Origin of the sequence: Paenibacillus sp. FSL R10-2771, from assembly GCF_038000205.1 — a bacterium.
Classification (GTDB): Bacteria; Bacillota; Bacilli; order Paenibacillales; family Paenibacillaceae; genus Paenibacillus_AQ; species Paenibacillus_AQ phytohabitans.
In genome coordinates this window covers 1104129-1125592 of sequence record NZ_JBBOBM010000001.1, presented here as the reverse complement: position 1 = coordinate 1125592, position 21464 = coordinate 1104129, and the positions used below count along the sequence as shown (strand labels likewise).

Genomic DNA, 21464 nt, shown 5'->3' with positions numbered 1-21464 from the left:
CTTTTTTATTGGAGGTTTTCGGCAGAGCGGTCATAGGCAACGATAATTTTCTGCACCAGGGAATGCCGGACTACGTCCTGTTCTGCAAAATAGACAAAGCCGAGCTCCTCAATACCGGATAATATCGCTTTGGCTTCTATCAGCCCTGACTTCTTGCCGCGCGGCAGATCAATCTGGGTAACATCGCCCGTAATGACCATCTTGGAGCCGAAGCCCAGCCGGGTGAGGAACATTTTCATTTGTTCTGGTGTCGTATTCTGGGCCTCGTCGAGGATAATAAAAGCGTCCTCCAGCGTACGCCCGCGCATATAGGCAAGCGGCGCAATCTCGATCAGCCCGCGCTCCAGCGCCTTGGCCACCTGATCAGGACCCATAACGTCGTATAGGGCGTCGTAGAGCGGCCGCAGATACGGATCTACCTTCTCCTGCAAATCACCGGGAAGGAAGCCCAGGTTCTCGCCTGCCTCCACTGCCGGACGCGTCAGCACGATGCGCTTGACGGACCCTTCCTTGAGCGCCGTTACCGCAAGCACAACGGCAAGATAAGTCTTGCCTGTCCCCGCCGGCCCGATGCCAAAGACGATATCACGCTTTTTGATGGTTGTCACATAATGTTTCTGGCCAATCGTTTTGACGCGGATGGGTTTACCGCGGAAAGTTGTTGTAATTTCACCTTTGAACAGGTCAAGCAGCTGATCGGCACGGAAATCCTTCGCCAGTTCTACGGCGTACTGCACATCGCGTTCACTTAGTATGTAACCGCCCCGCACCAGGGACAGCAGCACGTTGAACAGCTGGCCCAGCATGTCCACTTCACGCTCAGCGCCGCGTATGGTAACTTCAGCTTCGCGCGAGTCGATAACCGCCGGAATTTCTTTCTCGATAATTTTCAGGAATCCGTCCTGCGGGCCGAACAGGGATTGAGCTTCTCCCGCATTTTGCAAAGATATACGAATGCTTGCAGTCTGTTCTGACAAGTAGCCTCATTCTCCTCAATTGTTTACTATCGGAAGTTCTTCCGCGATTCTCTCTTCCACCTCAAACAGCACTTTCATATAAACTTTACCATTCTCTTTCTTCTCATGCAAAATTTTTTGACTTTTGATGACGCTGTCAGCACCGTAACGCGCGAAAATATCACTCTTGGCCCGCGTCAGGCCTTCCTCCCGCGCGGCCTCCGGAGTCAGCATTTCAGCGGTATATTTAATCTCCAGCTCCTTCTCGGTCATCATGCCCAGCGGCAGCTTAAAGGACCGCCAGGACAGCATATCGGGCTCCGTAAGCGTGCGTGACTTCTCAAAGCCGGAATCCCCGTACCCCCACAGCTGCACCGCCCATTTGCCGAGAACGAGATACGTGCGGTCTTTGCGTTCTCCTGTATAGGAACTGCCCGTTCTTTTGAGGGGCACCTCAAGATTATATTCATGCCATACCAGGCCTTTAACATCGCCTTTGGCTACTACAAACTCTGTATTCTCCTCGTCCCCCAGCGCTCCGGAGATGAGGATGTCCCCTTTTTTGACGCGGGAGTTGCGGCTCACCACAGGTCTGCCCTGCTCTGCATAGATTTCAGTGACAACCGCATCCGTCCTGCTGATCAGATGGCGCTGGCTGAGTAGCGGCTTAGTCTCCGGGCGGTCGGCTTCGACAACCTGGATCGTAATGCTCGTCCCCGTCCGGTGAAACCCTGCCCACGTCAGCCCCGGAACAAGGGTGGTCAGCTCCCTGGAGAGCTTGTCCGACTCTTCCATCCGCCAAATCCACTGAAAAGGGTACACCCCCTCCTTGCGTGCGGCTTCGAGAATGTCCTCGGTAGGAATGCGGGTATTCCCTTCAACCTTAATGCTCCACACCATAGAGGACAGCAGCAGCAGCCCGACACCGAAGATCAGCAGTCCTGCGGCAAAAAACTTCCGCTTCCACAAGCGGGCCGCCCGGAATGGAATTCCGTTACGGGCCGTAACATGCATCCGGCAGCCTGTCTTCTTAAGGAGCGGACGGAGTCTGAAAAAATCATCCAGCAGCAGGTTCAGCGAAGCGCCGTCCCCGGCAGGCCTCACATCCCAGATGACGATGCCTGCTCCGGTTACAGCGTTGATAAAGGTCTCCACCTGCGGTCCCGTCACATGCAGTGTAACGAACCCCCGCAGCGATGACAGAGGCGGCTCTTTCATGGATTCTCCCCACTTTCCTTATACCTGATTTCACCGATAATACCTTCAACGGCAAGCTCCTGGCCCAGAATATTGCGGATGACCAGCCCTTCACCGGAAATCTCCAGATATCCCTTGGCCAACGCCAGCCTGAGCTGCTCCGATGAGAAATGCAGCACGCCGCGGTGGTTCTCAATATACAATTCCTTATTGCCGATCAGGGTGATCCGGGGCATCTCCTGCAGCACATCCTGCGGAAGATCCAGTACCCCGTTTGTCCATCCCCGCAGCCTGCGGCCAATACGGGTCATATATAGACGCTCCCCCTTCCTGCCTTCTGTACACCTTATGCTGGAGGGCGTTTGTTTATGAGAAGAACTCACATCATTTGTACCGGGAGGCTCCTGCTGCTCCATCAGTCAGGCAGTGGTATATGCAGCGGATTCTGCAGGATAAGTCCACAGGATAACACGGCAAAAAGCCCGGATCTGCTCCTCTTAAGGAGCAAATTCGAGCTTTCAGGCAAAGCAAAGAGGTAACCGCAGTGCAAAGCAGCCGCTCTTCTGCCGGGGGTTCAGCCTTCCTTGCGGACAGAGGCATGCGGCTGCCGGGAACGGGGCGGTCCCAGAATCTCCGCCCACATCAGGCCGCTGCGCAGCGCCTCACGGTCCTGCACCAGCGGATGTTGCCCTGTACCCGCCTGAGACGGACTGGCGCCCTCTCCGGCAGTCATTGTGCCTGTGGAAGGTACTGCAGCCGCCATGCCGTCAAAAGCCGCCTGCAGCCGCTCCAGCTCCCGCTGCATGCGTTCTGTCCGCGCCTGCACACCGTCCATATCGCCGGTCTGCTCCATGGACATCCCTTCGCCTGTCTCATAGTCAGGCGAAGGCTGCTCTGCCCGCTCCGGCCACGCCGGCGAAGCATCGTATTCCCGCTCTTCCGGCGCGGGATCAGGCCGGCCCGAATTCCCCCGGCGCCCCCCGGGCTCCGGAAATCCGCTGCCCGGACGTTCAGGGCGCCCGCTATCCGCTGTCCGGGCGGGAGCACGGGGGCGGCGCAGCGGACCGCCTTCGCCCCCGCCGCCAAAGGTAGGCATGCCGCCGCGCGGGGCGGACTTGCCTTTATTTTTGTTCCAGTTACTGATGACCGCGATCACCGCAATGACAACGATGTAGAGTATGCTGCTCATGGGAAATCACATCCCTTTATTTGTGGGGCGGACGGCTGCTGTCGTCCCCGTCGTTTAATTTACCGAGGGAGCCGCGCATCTGCGTGTCGGCCTCAATATTTTTGAGGTTCATGTAGTCCATTACACCAAGCTTGCCGGAGCGCAGCGCTTCGGCCATCGCAAGCGGTACCTGGGATTCGGCTTCAACCACCAGCGCCTTCATCTCCACCACCCGGGCCTTCATCTCCTGCTCGTGGGCGACAGCCATGGCTCTGCGTTCCTCCGCTTTGGCCTGGGCGATGCGCTTATCCGCCTCCGCCTGCTCGGTTTGGAGGTACGCGCCAATATTCTTCCCAACATCAATATCCGCAATATCTATAGACAGAATCTCAAAAGCGGTACCAGAGTCCAGACCCTTGGACAACACCGTCCGCGAGATGGAATCGGGATTCTCCAGCACATCCTTGTGCGAATCACTCGAACCTACTGTGGTTACGATCCCCTCACCGACACGGGCAATAATCGTTTCTTCACCGGCGCCGCCGACGAGACGGTCGATATTGGCCCGGACGGTTACCCGCGCTTTGACCTTGACCTCAATCCCGTTCTTGGCCACAGCCGCAACAATCGGAGTTTCAATGACCCGCGGGTTAACGCTCATCTGAACCGCCAGCAGCACATCGCGTCCGGCCAGATCGATGGCTGCAGCACGGGTGAATTCCAGCGGAATATCCGCTCTCTGTGCCGCTATCAGCGCATTCACTACCCGGTCTACATTCCCTCCGGCAAGGTAGTGGCTCTCCAGCTGGTTGATATTCAGGCCCAGCCCTGCCTTGGTAGCCTTAATCAGCGGATTGACAATCCGGCTTGGCGTTACCCGGCGCAGACGCATCGCTACCAGCGTAATAATGCTGATTCGAACGCCCGATGCCCAGGCCGAAACCCACAGCATGACCGGGAAGAAGCTGAAGAAGACGCTTAGTACAATGATCACGACAACCGCGATCAACAAAAAAGTAATCATAGATGCTTCCATCATACGCTTTACAACCTCCGTTATTTTTTGGGATTAACCTTATTTCCATACAGTATTACACGCTGCTGCCTGCTCATAACAGAGGTACAGCTATTTCACGGATTCCTTCACAACCACCCGGCCGCCTTCGACCTTTACCACCGAAATAGCGGTTTGCGCGCCGATGAATCCGCCCTCTGTCACCACATCAATCCGCTCGCCGCCAATAGCGGCAGTTCCGGCCGGGCGCAGCGGAGTTACGCTGATTCCGGAAGCTCCGATCAAACTCAGCTTCTCCGTCACAGGCACAAACCCCTGCTCTTTGGTGAGGCTATCCTGGAGAATGAACCGGTTCCAGATCCCCCGCTCCTTGAAGACCACAGCCACAATCACAATCACCACTGCCGCTGCCGAAAAAGCAATGCCCAGACTGAACATCGCATGCGTAAAGCTGTAAGCAGCTCTTACAACACCAGCCACAAGGCTGACAGAGCCCAGCAGCCCCAGAATACCAAAGCTTGGCACAAACAGCTCAAGCACCAGCATTACGAGTCCCAGAATGAACAGCAGCAACGTCTCCGCCCCGGCGAAGCCAGCCACATAGTTCCCGAAGAAATAGAGAGCAAATGCCAGCGTCCCGATAATTCCGGGCACCCCAAAGCCGGGTACCAGCAGTTCAATGAACACCCCGGCGATGCCGACAAAGAGCAGAATCGTCATAATAACCGGATTCGTCAGAAAATGCGACATTTTCTCCGCACCGGTATGCTCTACGCGAAAAATGTCATCTGTAGAATAACCCAGCCAAGTAATGGCCTCATTGGCTGTACCCGCAATACGGTCGGCATAACCTGCCTGGAGCGCTTCCTCACTGCTCAGAGCGATGATTTTCCCCTGCCCCTTGGCCACGCCAAGTTCGGGCTTGTTCACCACCAGGTTGATATCCATCATCCCTGCAGCCACTTCCGGATCACGCCCGTTCAGCGATGCGGCTCCTACCATCTTGGATTTCCAGTAGGATACCATTTTTGCGTCTTCCACGCTATTGCCATTCCTGTCTACCAGTGAAGCGGCACCGATCATACTGCCCGGCTTCATGATAATGGCGCCAGCATTAAGCGCTATGTAACTGCCGGCGGAAGCGGCGTCGCCTTTGATGTAGGCCGCGGTAGGAATTTTGCTGTCCCTGACCATATTTCCGATTTGTTCAGCTGAATCCACCCGGCCGCCCGGTGTGTCAATCTCCAGCACAATCAGAACCGCGCCGTAATTGGCAGCCTCCTGAAATCCGCGTTCCAGAAAGCTCTGCAATCCGCGCTCAATCTCCTGATCCACCGGAATGATAAACACAGGACCGCCCACAACTGTACCCGCAGCCGCAGCCGGCGCGCGAACCGCTTCATTATCTGCATGGACCCTGCCCGCTAACGGCAGAATCAGCAGAATCATCATCGCGGCTATACAGGACAAGACCCCTATGCGTAACTTTTTCAAGCTTGCTGCCTCCCCTCTGCACGATTTAAAACCACCTGCATCCTTATCATATAATAAAACGCAGCATATAATCCTTAGTACGCCAGTTTCTGCACAGGCGTTTCAACAGTGGATAAAGTGTATCTATTAAGATCATCTTCACTGATGGATTGCAAAACTGTTTGAGGAGGGAATACGGGAAGCTAGAGGTTAATAGAAAGGTTTAGAGAGGTTTATGTTAATAGAGGTAATAAATTTTCATTATGATAAACTGCCGCATTCGAAGCTATGGTACTTGGAGTCCGCAACACTCCACATAACGAAAAACACCCCTAATTAAAGGGGTGCTAGCGTTATATTATTGCAGAAATTGCTGAACCGCCTGGTTCACGAGTTTACCATCGGCGCGACCTTTGACCTTAGGCATCAGTGCGCTCATCACCTTACCCATTTCACTTTTCGAAGAAGCACCGGTTTCCTGGATGGTCTGCTGTACAATTACTTTAATTTCTTCTTCGGAAAGCTGTTCAGGAAGATATTGAATGATAATCTCGATTTCTGCCTTAGTACTCGCGGCAAGCTCTTCGCGACCCGCTGCTTCAAATTCTTGGAGGGCATCTTTGCGCTGTTTGATTTCACGACTAAGGATATCAAGCACTTCGTTGTCGTCTAATGTTCTCTTCAAATCTATTTCAAGATACTTTATTGTAGAACGAACCATTCGAATGGTGGAGAGTCTGAACTTGTCCTTACTCTTCATCGCTTGCTTCATATCTTCGTTTAATCGTTCGCTAAGATTCATGCGTGGGTAATCCTCCTAAAACTTTCTCTTACGAGCAGCCTCAGACTTCTTCTTGCGCTTTACGCTTGGCTTCTCATAATGCTTGCGTTTCTTCACCTCAGCCAAGACACCATCTTTAGCAATGGAACGTTTAAAGCGACGAAGTGCAGCATCAATTGTCTCGTTTTTGCGAACTTTCGTTTCAGACACCAGTTTTCCCTCCCTCCGACCAGACCGTCCAAGAGCATAACAACACGGTTCATCAAATTTCATTATAGGTCAAACCTAAATAAGGTGTCAACCTTCGTGTTATTATTTTTTAGCCGGTCTGTTTTATTGAATTCCTGATTATGCGTGGGAAGCAGAATTCCCGACGAGGGCGCCGAGTTTGGCTCCGCCCAGCAGATGATAATGCAGATGAGGCACCACTTGTCCGCTGTCCGGTCCGCAGTTGTTAATTAGCCGGTATCCGGTATCAGCGATTCCCAGCTCTACCGCAATTTGCTGTGCCACAGAATGGATCTCGCCGATCAGCGGCAGATCCTCAGGCGTGACATCATTCATCGAAGCGATGAACTTCTTCGGGATGATCAGCACATGCACAGGGGCTGCAGGCTCAATATCGTAGAACGCCAGAATCCGCTCATTTTCGAATACTTTGCTCGCCGGGATCGAACCTTCGATAATTTTGCTGAACACAGTTTCCATACAACGCTTCCTCCCCAAAATTTGTGATGCAGAAGCTTGCATCCGGCACTTTCCGCGGTAAAATCTGTAGCACCGGCAGTCCTTATATTGTAAAAACAGGCGTATTCACGGCCGTTTCCACTTCATAAAAATCCACCGCTCACAGGGGCTTGCCCTGTAATCATTAGCTCAGCTTTTGGCCGGCGGGGCGCATTAGCCTGAATCTGTTGGTTATTCCGGCCTGATCCGCTTCGCGACAAATATAGTTTATGGCTCTAATCATACAGGAAATTAAACGATAACGAAAGGTGGAGTCCAAGCATAAAGGCTGCCTCAGGGAGAAGAAAATGAAACAAGGACAAGGAGGACAAGGCTGTATTATAACAGGCAGCATCATCCTGGTGCGGTGGAGCGAGGATGTAAAGCATAGAAACTTTCATTCAAAAAAAGACAAAAAAAAGAAACACCCTTCACAGCTCATAGGAGCTGCTTCGGCGGCGGACGTATGAGAAGGAACAAATTCCCTGTCATACGTCCGCCGAGGTGTTTCAAATGATGTCGGCTTAGCTGTATTATAACAGGGGGTTGAAGGTGTATCTGTGATCGTTGTCACATTCAACCCCGTCTTTCACATTTTTTCCAAAAGAATGGTTGAACCCCCGCCGCCCTGTTCTGCAGGAACTACAATCAGCTTGCGCGGCAGACGGGCACGAAGCTCGGGAACATGGCTGATGATGCCTACGGACAGCTGGTCATTGTGCAATCTTTCCAGTGAGGTTATCACGGTATCGAGCAGATCCGGGTCCAATGTACCGAAGCCCTCATCCAGGAAAAAGAATTGCAGCGGGTATTGTCCGCGCAGCTGAATCTGGGCTGACAGGGCTAATGCCAGCGCAAGGGAGGTCAGGAAAGTCTCTCCGCCGGAAAGCGTGGAGACCGGCCGCTTCATACCGCCGTTCCCGTCATCACGGATGACAAAACCTCCGCCGGAGTCCACTTCCAGCGCATAACGCTGCTTGCTCAGGAAACGCAGGCGCTGTGAGGCAGCCTGACATACCTGCATCAGCTGTTCTTCCGCTATATATTCCACAAAGGCGTTGCCGCGCAGCACCGTCTGCAGCTTGGACAAGCGCTCCTGCATAGCAGCATGTCCCGCCCGCTGGCCTTCAAGCTCCATCCAGCGGATGTGCCGCTGCTGCAGATCCTCCAGATCACGCTCCGCACGTGCGCGGGCCTGAAGTGAACTCTCATCCTCTTCCCTGCACTTCTGCAGTGACTCCTGGCTCTCCTGCCACTCCTCACCGCTAAGCACAGCACCATCCAGCTTCTCCTCTATGCTCCGCAGCTGCAATGCACACTCGGCTTCCTCCTCGCGGTGAGCCCGCACCCGTTCAGCCGCCTGTGCCCGCTCAGAGGTCTCCAGCGACGCAGCTTCAACCTCAGCGGCTGAAGTAAATGCCGAAGACTGCAGCGCCTCCTTCCACTGGGAGTCGGCTGCCGTATAATGCTCATGGGCAGACTCTGCCGCCTGACGGGCAACCGCTGCTTCCCGGGTCTGCTGCTGGGCGTTGTCCGCCGCCTGGCGGTGCTCCTGCCGGCTGCGTTCAAGCGCAGTCTGAAGCTCCAGCAGCCTGCGCTCGCATTCCGCCAGCAGCGCCGCCGGCGGACGTCCGCCGGTCCATTCCCGGAGCAGCTGCTCTTTGTCACGCGCGAGCGCTTCTTTGCCTTCAAGCTGGGCGTCCCACTGCGCGAGCTCCTTGTCGAGTCCGGCCAGCTGCTCCTGCAGCGTCTGTACAGCTAGACTCTTCTCGTCCAGGAACTTGACGCTGATCTCCAGCCGGCTGCGGATCTCCTCGGCCCGCTCATCCTTGGCGAGCAGCTCCTGATAGGCTTTCTCCGCCTCCTCAGGCGCAAGCTCCGGAAAGAGCCCGTTCCATTCTTCCCTAAGCTTATTCGCTGAGGCAGCAAGTTCCTCCGCCTTGGCAGCCAGTCCCTGCACCCAGGTCTGCTCGGCTTCGGCACCGGCCGTTTCCTTGTGATACAGCTGCTCCAGCTCCTGCATGGAGCGCTGCCAGTCTGCGGCTGCACGCCGCAATTCTCCAGACCGCGCCTTCAGCGAGGACAGCCGGGCATTCAAACCGGATAATGCTGCTTCATCCGGGATGTCTGCGGCTGCAAGAGATGCAGCGGACGCAGGGGCTCCGAGGGAGTCAAGGGCAGCAGAGGACTCAAGAGCTGCGTGAGAGCCGCGGGCAGCAGAGGACTCGAGAGCTGCGTGAGAGTCGCAGGCGGCTGAGGACTCGAGAGCTGCAAGAGAGTCGCAGGCGGCTGAGGACTCGAGAGCTGCGTGAGAGCCGCAGGCGGCTGAGGACTCGAGAGCTGCAAGAGAGTCGCAGGCGGCTGAGGACTCGAGAGCTGCAAGAGAGCCGCCGGCAGCAGTGGCAGCAGACTGCTCCATCGCCTCTTCGGACGCTGCTCCGCCCAGCTGGGCAAGCCATGATCCGTCCTGCTCCAGCAGGCTGCGGAACAAATGGCGCGTCTCCAGCGCCTGCCGGGCCAGAACGCGGACATGGCGGAGCCGTTGGTCCAGCTCTTCATGTCCCCCCTGCTCCTGATTAAGCGCAGGGGAGGGATGGTGCTGGCTGCCGCACACCGGGCAGGGCACACCCTCCTGGAGTTCACGGGCGAGCGCCAGCGAGAGCCTGTGAACCTCCTGCTCCTTCAGCGCAGCTTCAAGCGCGCTGGTGTGCTGCTCCAGGCGGCCGGCAGCGGCTCCCGCTGCACCTTCGGCCGCAAGCAGCTCTTCCTGGTGCAGGGCAGCGGCGGCAAGCAGCTCCCCGCGCCCTGCACCAAGCGCCTGCCGCCGCGAAGAAGCAGCGGCCAGCCGCGCCTGCGCCGCAGCGAGCACCGCTGCGCGCTCGCGGTGCTCGCGGGCTGCCGACTCCCGCTGGAGCTCGGCAGAACGCAGCCCTTGCAGTCTCTGCATGGCTTCCTGCAGAGACTGCCGCTCCTGGGAGCGGACCGCGAGCGGCTGCAGGCTCTGCTGCAGCTCGTGCTGTTTCTTTTGGCCACGGGCCAAAAGCTCACGCTCCCGGGCCAGGCTCTCCCGCCCGGCGGCCAGGCCCCGGGCGGCTTCGTCCTGGCGCGCCAGCAGCGCCGCGCGCTCCCGGCGCAGCCCGCCGAGCTCGGCTTCCAGCTCGAGCGCGCGGCGGAACAGGCCCTCCTCCTGCCGGAGGGCCGGCTCCCCGGCGGTAAGCGCGGCCTGTGCCGCTGCTTCCGCCTCCGCCTTTACCGCCGCCTCCTGACCGGCGGCGGAGGCCAGAGCCTCCAGGCCCTCCGCGCGGGCATGGCGGCTCTTCCAGGCCTCTTCCGCGCTGCGCCAGGCCTTCAGCGCGGGCAGCCTTTTCTCGGCATCGTCAGCCTTGCCGAGCTTCTGCTCCAGGAGGAGAATCTGCTCCTCCTGGGCTTGTAGAGCCTGCCGCTGCTGCCCCCGGCGGGCTTGCTCCTCCTGCAGCTCGCGGATGCGGGCGAAGCGCTCTGCGCGCGCCGCGGCTTCCGTGAGCCGCTTGCGGCATTCCTCCGCATGCCGGACTGCCTCCTGCACCCGGACAGCTGCCGCTTCCACGTCTGCCTTGCCCGCGCTGCCCAGTCCCTGCTGCTCGGCCTCCAGCGCTCGCAGTGCCGCCTCGTTCTCTTTGACGCGGCGGCTAAGCTTAAGGGCCAGCCCGTCCCCGTATTGCTCCAGATGAAACAGCCGCTGAAGCATCTGCCTGCGGTCTACACCGCGCAGGGACAGGAACTCGGCGAATTTGCCCTGCGGCAGCACCACCGCCCGGGTGAAGTCATCCATCTTCAGCCCGATATGCTCTTCCACACAGCGGGTAACATCCGCAAGCTTATCGGCCATCACAACATCGCCGTCATCCTTGACCTCGATGAACCGGCTGATCGTATTACTGACCGATTGCTCACCGGTCCGTTTAAATTTGCGTTCCACCCGGTAACGGCGCGCTCCGGAAGAAGAGGTCAGCTCGAAGGTGAAGGCTACACTGAGCTGGTCCTCAGAATGGTTCATAATGCCTTGAGTCCCGTTCACTGCGCGCTCCACTTTCCCGTACATTGCCAGCGTGATCGCATCCAGAAGACTGGATTTGCCGCTGCCCGTCGGACCAAAGATCCCGAACAGCCCGGTCTCGGTAAGACTGGTAAAATCTATTTCCTGCTGCTCTCTATAGCTTTGCAGTCCGGATAGTTTCAGTAGTATCGGCTTCACTTAAGCATCTCCTCCCCATCCGCAGATTCCTGCCTTTCTTCTTCAGCCAGCTCCAGGAACAGCTCAATCAGGCTGTCATCCGGTTCCGCACCGCCCGTCTGGCGCTGGTAGAACTTGCGGAACAATTCCTGCACAGGCATGCGTGAACGTGCCATCTCTTCCAGCTCCTGCTCCATCTGCGGATAAACCGGACGGATATGTACAATGCCTTCCCGAGACTTGCGCAGCCGCTGGATATCGTTCATCGACATCGCTTCCGTCAGACGTAGCTCCAGATCGATGAAGGCCCCCGCATCCCTGCCTTCATCCAGCCAGCTGTAGACCTCCTGCAATCCGCCGGTTGACTTCCAATTAACCAGCGGACGGCCGCAGCTCAGATAGATTTCTTCGAAGACCGGCTCCCCGCCGGGCGCAACGTCTATCAGAGCTACAGATTTTGCCTGCCCCGCCTCTGAGAAGCTGTAGGCGAGCGGCGATCCGCTGTAGCGGATCATGCCGTCGCCCTTGACCCGCTGGGCCCGGTGCAGATGCCCGAGTGCCGTATACTGTGCACCGCAGGAGAGCGCCGAAGGATCTACGGTATAGGCACCGCCAACCTGGATCGGGCGTTCAGAGTCGCTCTCCACCCCGCCCAGTACATAAATATGGCTCATCGCCAGATTGACGGTCTGCGGTGAGAACTCCCGGCCGAGCAGATTCATCAGCCTGCCGACTCGTGCGCTGTAAGCCAGCCGCAGCTCAGCCTCTCCGCCGTCACCGGCGAGCAGCTCGCCAAGCCGGGCTTCAGAGGGGTAAGGGAGCGCAGCGATTTTGGCAATCTCACCGGTCCTTGCAGCATGCACCGTCACCGGCTCTGAGGTCGGCATCCCTACCAGTGTAATCCCCTGTCTGCGGACAAGCGGAGACACGGAAGCTACACGCTCCGGCTGATCATGATTGCCCGAAATGACAACCAGCGGCCTGCCGCCTGCCGTCAGTCTGGCCGCAGCCTCGTAGAACAGCTGCTCCGCCGCAGCCGGTGGATTGACCGAATCGTAGACATCTCCCGCCATCAGAATCAGATCCGCTCCGGAGGAATCTGCAATCCCCACCAGCTCATCCACGAACTGCTCCTGCTCCTTCTGCCGGCTTCTGCCCTCCAGCGTCCGCCCCAGATGCCAGTCTCCCGTGTGCAATATGCGCATATCCGCCCTCTTTTCCCCGCCTGTCTGCGGCAATCATAGATTTATATATAGATGTTTGGATTTCCTGCTGCTGTAGCCAGAGCAAAATTTTGATAATCTTCCATATGTGTTGACCATCCGCGTATTTTGTTGAAATCCTGCACGAAATACAACATTTTCCTCATAATATCGATCCTAATCCAGAATTGTTGTATAAAAGGCAGCATTTCTGCTTCTCAAAGCGGATTAGAAGGAGAATTCTTGTATTTCGTACAACAATCTTTCGAATAGCTATGAATATAAGAATTCAAGTTGTATAACGTACAACATTTGCTCCTGTGCAGCGTAAACGTAAGGCTTTCATTTCTTTTCTGCCACTAACAAATCAGATATAAAGATCAAAAGATTCCGAGTGACAGAATAGCGGTGGCCGGTTACTTGTTTGTTTACAGTCTAAGCGCTGTCTATATAGTAACTCTTCGTCAGTCTATCAGCTCAAACTATATCGTGACTCCAGAGAACACTTCGCCCTCCGGCCGCTGCCCGTCTGCAGATTTCTTGAAATATTTCGCTGTTCACGGTGGAAATCCGCAGACAATGGCAGACGCTGACGCTCCTATATTCCAAAATGGTTCCGCGCCACATTCCCCTGTCTATATACTTTCATGTTCAACCTATATATGTTAAATCTCTCATTCTCTTAAATCTCTAAGTCTATGAGAATCCTTAGCCTCTTGTCTAATAGCATCCTAAGTCTCTTAGTCTGTTAGTCTGTTAGTCTCTTAGCACTCTTAGCCTCTTAGCACTCTTAGCACTCTTAGCACTCTTAGCACTCTTAGCACTCTTAGCACTCTTAGCACTCTTAGCCTCTTAGCACTCTTAACACTCTTAGCACTCTTAGCACTCTTAGCACTCTTAGCACTCTTAGCACTCTTAGCCCCTTAATCCCCTATTCTCACAGCCTCACAGCATGTCCGCCATCGAAAAAATACAACCAGACCTCGCTGACCGGCTCGCCCAGAATATCAAGCAGCGCCTTCCTGTACAGCTCCAGCTGGAAGCGGTACTTCTCAGTCAGCGATTCGAGCCCGCCCTCTTGCACCGGGACGAAATCTGTTTTGTAATCGAGCAGAATCAGGCGCCCTTCTTCCCGGAACAGACAGTCGATTACCCCTTGAATCAGAACGGTCTCATCGAAGGCTCCTCTGGCACCGTCAGCCGGGAGTCCCGCTGCCGCTTCGTCCAGGTATGCCAGCCCCCGGTAAGCCTCGTCTGCAGGAACGCTATAGCTGAAAGGCTGCTCTCTGGTCTTCCAGGAAGACTTAAAGAGTCTGCGGCCCAGTTCACTAGTACAGAAATCCTCTACTTCGCCCAGTTCAACCGCGTCTGCCTGCTCCTTGCTGAGTATGGCTAGCCGTTCAAGTCGCGCAAGTGTAGCCTCGAGAACAGACCGGTCCACCGGTTCATCCAGCGGAATATGCTGCATAACGGTATGATACGCGGTTCCGCGCTCAGCAGGGGTAAGTCCCCGCTTTTCCATAAATTTCGGGCGCTGCAGATGCAGGCTGTCCCCATATCCGGCACCGCCGCTTCTTGTCTTCTTTCCCCCGGGAATATAGGTTTCTTCCAGAAAATCAAGGGAGGGCTGGTCTTGCATGGACAGCAGTGCCTTCAGCTCGGTCACCGATGTTTTGGCGGGAATGCCGGAAGCAGCCGCATACGGATAGATCCACTGTAGCCTGTCCGCAATCTGCCCTGCTGAGGCCGTTCCCAGCGAAGGCACAGTCCTGCCCTGACGGAGCGCATCAAGCGCTATACGGCGTTCTTCGTTCTTGTCACTGTCACCGTCTGCTGCCAGAAAAGATCCGGAGCCAAGCTCCGCAGCGCCGAGCACCGATATGCTCCAGTTGGACTCATCGCCGTGAAGCACCGTAGATACCGTGCCTTCACTACCCGCAAGCTTGCGCAGAATAGCGGCTGCGGGATGGCGGATCAGCGCCGGTCCCACCCAGTCCAGATAGCTGCGGCCCCGGGCCAGCAGATGGTCTGCCAGGAGCAGCTCCTCCCGGCCTTGCATAGCAGTCCAGCCGGATACTGTGCGCGGCAAATCGCGGACCGTGCCTACCAGGATCATTTTGTCGCGCGGACGGGTCAGTCCGACATAGAGCACGCGCATCTCCTCAGCCAGCAGCTCCAGCCGTGAACGGCGGTTGATGGCCAGGTAAGGCAGCGTCGGGTAGCTGACCCGTGTCTCCCTCTCCACGAAGCGGGGACCGAAGCCGAGTTCCTTATGCATCAGGAACGGGGAATGCAGATCCTGGCGGTTGAATATTTTGGCCATGCCTGCCAGGAATACAACCGGGAACTCCAGACCCTTGGACTTATGGATCGTCATAATCCGGACACCTCCAGCCTCCTCGCTGCTGCCCCCGGCAACGCCCAGATCGCCGCCGTTCTCTCTCAGCCGTGAGATAAAGACGAGGAAACGGAACAAGCCTCTGGCTGAGGTCTCATTCTCGAACTGAACGGCCCGGTCATACAATGCCTTCAAGTTGTTCTGGCGCTGAAAGCCTCCGGGAAGTCCGCCAACCCATTCCAGATATCCGCTTTCCCGGTAAATACGCCAGATTAGTTCGCTTAAGCTTCCCTGCCGGGCGGCGTTTCTCCAGTCCTCCAGCATGTCCCGGAAGGTCTTCAGCTTCATCCGCAGCTGCGGATGAATAGCCGTCAGCGCCGCAGAGGCTTCTGTCTCGGCAGCCTTGTCTTCAAGCAGAGTCTCTTGCTCTGATGTTGTAAAAAGATCATACGCGGCAGCAGTCTCTGCCGTTAAATCACCGCCTGCATCGCCCCCTTGCTCCACCCGCAGGGCAGCACCCGCTGAACCCATCGCCGGAGGATTGTCCCCCGGTATATTCCCAGCTTCGGATGCCGCAACCAGCGCGTCATAGAACGTTCCGGTGCTGCATAGGCGCACCTTGGCCAGTTCTTCCTCGCGCAGATTCACCACCGGCGAGCGCAGTACACCGGCCAGCGGAATATCCTGGCGGGGATTATCGACAATCTGCAGCAGCGAGAGGGCGATCTCCACCTCGGTAGCCTGGAAGTACCCCTTGTTCTGGTCGCCGTATGCCGGAATGCCTTCATTCCGCAGCTCTTCAATCATCAGCGGCGTCCACACACGGGCGGAACGCAGCAGGATGACGATATCACCGTATACTACCGGACGCATGATCCGCAGTGACTTATCATAGATCAGCAGCGGTTCCCCGCCGGTCATTCCTGTCATCTGCGAGATGCGCCGGGCAATGGCCCGTGCTTCCAGCTGTGCAGTCTCACTCTCTACTGCCTCATTCTCCTGCTGGGGCAGCTCATCGTCCTCCCCGGTTTCCTCCGGCTGACCGGATGCAGAGGTCCCCTTATCAATCAGCAGCAGCTCCGGCGCAAAATAAGTATCCGGCCCTTTCTCTGCCGCTCCCGGGAAGTTGGCTCCATAGACCAGCTCTGCGCGCTCGTCATAGCTTATCTCCGCGACATTGCTGTCCATGATCTGCCGGAAAACCATATTTACGGCATTCACAACCTCCAGCCGGCTGCGGAAATTGCGGGCCAGATCGATGACCGAACCGCCGCCATTATCGTTCTGCCCGGGACTGGCTTCAGTCCGGGGATCCGCTTCACCGGCAAGCAGACCGCTGCCGTTACCGCCAGCAGACGGCTCAGCGCTGAACCTGCGGTATTTGTCCAGGAACAACCCCGGCTCAGCCAGGCGGAAGCGGTAGATACTCTGCTTCATATCCCCGACCATAAAGCGGTTGCCTGGGAACTCACGGGAGATCAGCCGGACGATCTCCTCCTGTACGCTGTTGGTATCCTGATATTCATCCAGCAGCACCTCATCGAACTGGCTGCGGTATTCCATCGCGGCATCAGAAGGCAGGGAATGCCCCGGAACCGAGTCCGGATGGCGCAGAATCTGCAGGCAGTAATGCTCCAGATCACTGAAATCCACCAGCCCCCGGCCCGCCTTCTCCATCCGGTAACGTTCACCGAACCCGATAACCGTCTCCGCCAGCTCGTGCATCAGCGGTGCCGCTTCATGGAGTTCACCCAGGAAAGACTCCGCCGGGCGCCCGAATAAGGATTTTTGCAGCTCCAGCAGGCTCTTCTTCACTTGATCCCGGATTGCCTTAACACTCTCCTGCAGGCCGGGATCGGTTGCATCCTTCTTGCAGGGCTTCAGCTTGCCGAATGAAATCTCCATGAAAATATCATAGAGATCAGCCCATGGCTGCGATTCTACCGCATCCCGTAATCCCTGCGCCATATCCAGATCGGCCGTCAGGTTATCCGCATAAGGAGCCGGTCCGCCGGGTTGAAGCGCGATCTCGCGGGCCTGCAGCAGCTGGCTGATGGCACCATCCAGCGTCAGCCTGGCTTCAGCGAGAATGCTCTGTACCCAAGGGGTATGGCTCAAGGACTCCGCATCCGGCAGTGAGAAATCAGCAGCCGTATCCCGCAGCCACTGTGCCGGCCAGGGATGACTGCGCGCGAAATCATGCAGCCGCTGAATCAGCGAATGCACGGCGTCATCACTGCGCTCACCGCTGAACCAGTCCACAAGCCGGACAAATACGCTATCTTCCCCGTCTTCAGTGACCTCACCGTATTTCTCCTCCATCAGCTCTTCCAGCAGCTCCTGGCGCATCATTTCCGCTTCATGCTCATTGAGTATACGGAAGCCCGGATCAATCGGAATCAGCTGATAATACCGGCGGATCACTTCAAGACAGAAGGAATGCAGCGTAGTAATAGAGGCTCTGCCCAGCAGAGCAAGCTGGCGGCGCAGATATTCGTTCTCACCGCTTGTGTCCTCTTCCAGCTTGCGCTCCAGCGCCTCCCGGATCCGCTGCCGCATCTCGGAGGCTGCAGCCTTGGTGAATGTCGCTACCAGCAGCCGGTCCACGCTGAAGCCTGCTTCCTCATTGCTGATTTTGCGGATAATGCGCTCTACGAGTACCGCAGTTTTACCGGAACCCGCTGCTGCCGCGACGAGAATATCGCTGCCGCTCTCGGCAATGGCGCGCCACTGGTCGTCACTCCACAGACTCCCTTCCGGCTTCGCTTCCGTTACAGGATGTATGCTCACAATTTTTCTCCTCCTTTGCGGGACAGCAGATCCCAGATTACGTCTTTGCCAGGCTTACTCAGATTATTGTAGCCATTGCCCTCCACAGCCTCGTCGAACTGGCAGACCGGGCGGAAGGAGCAGAAGGTACAGGCAGTCTCCTGCTGGATGCGGTAAGGCTGAATAGCCACATCGCCTTCCGTAATACGCGTACCGATATCCGAAATCGTGCTCCGCACTGAAGACAGCAGCTGACCCCATTGCTCCGGGGTAGCTACAGACGCGCTGCTGTAGAAGCTGCCGTCGCTCTTCAGCGCTACCGGAACAATAGAGGAATAGCCTTTGTCGAGTGTGGTATCCATCAGTGAGACCACTTCACGGTCAGCCGTCAGCAGACCCTTCATTTTGAAGCGCTTCATCAGCTCCTGCTCCGCCTGCTCCCGGTTCATTCCGTTGGCTGAGGTTAGCAGCGGATCATGAACATGGAAATAGAGCGCGCCTGCCGGGAGTGCAGCCTGGCCAAGCCATTGCTCGGAATAGGTGAGCAGCACATCAAGATAGGTCAGCATTTGCAGCGACAATCCATAGTAGACCTCGTGCAGCTTGAGATCCTTCTGGCTTGATTTGTAGTCAATGACCCGCAGCAGAATACCCTGCTCGCCTTCAGCCATATCCACACGGTCAATCCGGCCGACCACCTCCATTACGCAGCCGTTCGGCAGTGTAATTCTCAGCGGAGGCAGATCCTTCCCGGGACCGAAATCCAGCTCCAGCCCGACCGGCTCGAAGCTCCCTCTGCGCGAATGCTCGCCGAGGATCACTGAAGCGCGGCCGACAATATTCTTCAGCTTGCGTGAGATATAGCTGTAACGTTTGCTGCTCATCAGAATTTCGCCCTGCAGCAGCGGGGACAGACGGTCTACCGTCTCACCCGCCTCACGGCGGCATTCTTCGGCCGTCATGCTGCCCCAGCTGCGGCCCTCCTTCTGCAGCCGCTGCGCCATTTGGCTTAGAGCCGCATGGAACAGCTGCCCGATATCCGGGGCCTGGAGCTTATAGAGCTGGCGTTCCTTCAGCCTTAGCCCGTAAGAAGCGAAATGAGAGAAGGAGCAGGCCACAAATTTCTCCATGCGCGACACGCTGCCGCGCAGTGTGGAGCCGCCGTACAGCCGAAGGCTGGTCTCCCGCTTCAGCCTGATCCCTTCGTTGCGGTAGAACAGCGAGCCCAGCAGCCGTTCAAGCTGAAGCTTCATTGAGACTTCTGCCTGCCCAGCAGCCGCTGCCTGTGTGTTCACCGGTTTGTCCGCATGTCCATCGGCCGCAAACCAGTTATAGACATCCCACCACAAGCGGGGAATCTCTACCCCCTGGCGCCACTGCCGGAGCTGAAGCATCAGCATGCGGAGGGTTTGCTCAGGATGGCCGATGAAATTCATGTGGACCGCTTCCGTTTGTGCAGACATGCTGTCTTCAGCTGCCTCCCCTCCCTGGGGGAATCCTGATAGATACTTCTCATCCAGCCCTTCAGGGAACATGCCCTGAAGCTGGCGGATAATCTCCGAGGGCAGCAGCGCTTTGCCTTCATCATCAGCCAATGCGTAACTAATCCACAGCTTCCTGCTGGCAGTTGTAAGCGCATTGTAGATCAGGAAGCGCTCATCCAGCAGCTTGCGGGATGAGCCGGGAGCCAGCTCCATACCGGCATTCTCCAGCAGCAGACGCTCTCCCTCGGACAAAATCCCGTCTTCCTTGAACTGTGCCGGAACCACACCTTCATTGAAGCCCAGCAGGAAGGCATACTTCACTCCCGACACCCGCGTACGGTCCATCGTTCCGACCAGCACCTGATCAAGGGCAGGCGGGACTAGCCCCATCTTGAGCTCAGCCAGCCCTGTTTCCAGCACGCCGGCGAACAGTTCAAATTCCATTCTTTCCTTGCCCATCATCTCGGCAATCTGATCGAGCAGATCCAGCACAGCCCCCCACAGCTGGTTATGCTCACGGGCAGCTTCCGGGCGTCCCTGCTCCAGAGACTCCGCCCCCATCCGTTCCAGCTTGCGCGCCGCCTCTGTGTCCTCAAGCAGCAGATATACGGCTCTGCACAGCTCCAGGCCGCTGCGGCTGGCTTTGACCCTCTGCTCAAAAGCCTGCAGCGGTCCTGTGATCGCGCTCCGGCAGGCTTCCATTCTGGCCAGCATGGCTTCATCTACAGCCTCACTGCCCTCCAGCGAGAGGCGGGGAATGCCTTTCCAGGAACGGCCGTCAGTCCACCGGTACCCGTGAATACCGCAGGCCAGCACGTAATTCTCCAGTTCATCCATATTGGCGCGCGTAATACTTCCGTCCAGCGGAAGCAGCAGCTCGGTCTTCACGCAGCGGAACACATCCTCATAGCGCCAGCGGCGGCGGACTACATCCAGAGCGGAACGGATGAATTCCACCAGCGGATGGTGCAGCTCATTCAGCTTCTGGTCCAGGAAGAACGGAACGCCGAAGTCCTGGAACAGCGGAGCAATCAGCGGCTCATAATCACTCATATTCCGCATGAATACAGCCATCTCACCATACTTGGCCTCTGAATCTCTGGCCAGGCTCAGCATCTCGCGCAGCACACCTTCGACCTCGATCCGGCGGGAGGCCGCAGCCCGGATACTGACTGCCTCCTCCGCTTGCCCGGCTGCTCCGTTCCAGCGCAGCCGGCGCTGGAATCCACGCTCCAGATGGGCGAGAGCCGGACTGTCCTTGAACCTTGGAAGTGCTGGCGGCGCCAGAAGCTGATCCCAGACTGTAAGGCCCATCTCCTCGGCCATTCCGCGCAGCTTGATATACGTAACCGCAGCCGGGTGAAACAGCTCCAGCTCATGCGGTGCCTGGCCTGCGGGATAGATCCTGTCCAGCGTCAGGGCAATGGTCACCCCCGAAGCATATTGCATAAGCTCACGCAGTACGATGAATTCCTGATTGGTAAACCCGTGGAACCCGTCTACCCAAATCTCGGATCCCCGGATATAGCCGGAATCCTGAATATGCTCAGCCAGCTCAGCCAGCCTGTCCTCCTGATCCATGTAGAGCTGTGACATTTCCTGCTCCAGCTCACTGAAGACCAGGTGCAGATCTTCCAGCTTGCCGGCCAGAATCGGACTTCCTCCCAGGGCATCCCGCATTCTGCCGAGCTGTTCTTCGAGGTCACCTGCTCCAAGGCAGCAGCGCTTGAGCTCCGTGTGCAGGTCGCTGAGCCGTTCCACGAATCCTGGCCGGTCCGAGGAGGCGCCGAACAGCTTCAGTTCCTCCTTGCGCCGGTTGACGATCTTATAGATCAGCATCTTCTTGCCTTCCTCGCTGATCGGCAGACTCGCGCTGCCGCCGGTCTCCTGCTTCACCCGGTAGGCCAGCCGCGAGAAGCTGAGTGTCTGGGCGCGGATGCTGCCCTTCACGTTGCCCGCAGCCAACAGACCGCGCTCCGCACCGAATGATCCCTGTTCAGGGACAAGTATAATTATCGGCGCTCCAAGCGGCTCTGTCTTCAGCCGTGAGGATACCGTCTCCCATATTGTAGTTGTCTTGCCGCTGCCCGAGCGTCCGATCAAAAAGTTAACCGTCATATCAGCAGACTCCTTCCGTGGCGG

13 protein-coding genes are annotated in these 21464 nt (G+C 57.0%); all 13 read right to left on the bottom strand.

Annotated features, from left to right (window positions below):
* Positions 1 to 5: 5 nt before the first annotated feature.
* Positions 6 to 977 carry a PhoH family protein gene (locus tag NSU14_RS04740; protein WP_039304117.1) on the bottom strand — a complete coding sequence of 324 codons (972 nt, stop codon included), beginning with the start codon at positions 975 to 977 and terminating at the stop codon, positions 6 to 8.
* Between the two features lie 15 nt (positions 978 to 992).
* A complete protein-coding gene (yqfD, locus tag NSU14_RS04735; RefSeq protein WP_076245018.1) occupies positions 993 to 2174 on the bottom strand; it encodes a sporulation protein YqfD in 1182 nt (393 codons plus the stop codon).
* Positions 2171 to 2464 (bottom strand): sporulation protein YqfC, encoded by a 294-nt coding sequence (yqfC, locus tag NSU14_RS04730; protein WP_039304110.1) that lies wholly within the window; start codon positions 2462 to 2464, stop codon positions 2171 to 2173. Before yqfC ends, yqfD begins: the two co-directional genes overlap by 4 nt.
* A 263-nt stretch (positions 2465 to 2727) precedes the next feature.
* Positions 2728 to 3342, bottom strand: a complete 615-nt coding sequence (locus NSU14_RS04725) for a hypothetical protein (RefSeq protein ID WP_076245020.1) — start codon at positions 3340 to 3342, stop codon at positions 2728 to 2730.
* Between the two features lie 16 nt (positions 3343 to 3358).
* Positions 3359 to 4360: a flotillin-like protein FloA gene (gene floA, locus NSU14_RS04720; RefSeq protein ID WP_039310446.1), complete on the bottom strand. Its 1002-nt coding sequence runs from the start codon at positions 4358 to 4360 to the stop codon at positions 3359 to 3361.
* An 87-nt stretch (positions 4361 to 4447) separates the two neighbouring features.
* Positions 4448 to 5788 carry an NfeD family protein gene (locus NSU14_RS04715; RefSeq protein ID WP_340948885.1) on the bottom strand — a complete coding sequence of 447 codons (1341 nt, stop codon included), beginning with the start codon at positions 5786 to 5788 and terminating at the stop codon, positions 4448 to 4450.
* Positions 5789 to 6167: 379 nt separating this feature from the next.
* Positions 6168 to 6611: a GatB/YqeY domain-containing protein gene (locus NSU14_RS04710; RefSeq protein ID WP_039310385.1), complete on the bottom strand. Its 444-nt coding sequence runs from the start codon at positions 6609 to 6611 to the stop codon at positions 6168 to 6170.
* A 15-nt stretch (positions 6612 to 6626) separates the two neighbouring features.
* The gene (gene rpsU / locus NSU14_RS04705) at positions 6627 to 6800 is read right to left on the bottom strand and encodes a 30S ribosomal protein S21 (protein ID WP_005547957.1); all 174 of its coding nucleotides are present in this window, start codon (positions 6798 to 6800) and stop codon (positions 6627 to 6629) included.
* 138 nt (positions 6801 to 6938) lie between these two features.
* Positions 6939 to 7298, bottom strand: a complete 360-nt coding sequence (locus NSU14_RS04700; protein WP_340943210.1) for a histidine triad nucleotide-binding protein — start codon at positions 7296 to 7298, stop codon at positions 6939 to 6941.
* A 607-nt stretch (positions 7299 to 7905) separates the two neighbouring features.
* Positions 7906 to 11550 carry an SMC family ATPase gene (locus tag NSU14_RS04695; RefSeq protein WP_340943208.1) on the bottom strand — a complete coding sequence of 1215 codons (3645 nt, stop codon included), beginning with the start codon at positions 11548 to 11550 and terminating at the stop codon, positions 7906 to 7908.
* Positions 11547 to 12734, bottom strand: a complete 1188-nt coding sequence (locus tag NSU14_RS04690; RefSeq protein ID WP_042139437.1) for an exonuclease SbcCD subunit D — start codon at positions 12732 to 12734, stop codon at positions 11547 to 11549. The genes NSU14_RS04695 and NSU14_RS04690 overlap by 4 nt, the downstream gene beginning before the upstream one ends.
* A 934-nt stretch (positions 12735 to 13668) precedes the next feature.
* The gene (locus tag NSU14_RS04685; RefSeq protein ID WP_340943205.1) at positions 13669 to 17859 is read right to left on the bottom strand and encodes a UvrD-helicase domain-containing protein; all 4191 of its coding nucleotides are present in this window, start codon (positions 17857 to 17859) and stop codon (positions 13669 to 13671) included.
* A complete protein-coding gene (addB, locus tag NSU14_RS04680; protein WP_340943203.1) occupies positions 17856 to 21440 on the bottom strand; it encodes a helicase-exonuclease AddAB subunit AddB in 3585 nt (1194 codons plus the stop codon). The genes NSU14_RS04685 and addB overlap by 4 nt, the downstream gene beginning before the upstream one ends.
* Between the last annotated feature and the right edge of the window lie 24 nt (positions 21441 to 21464).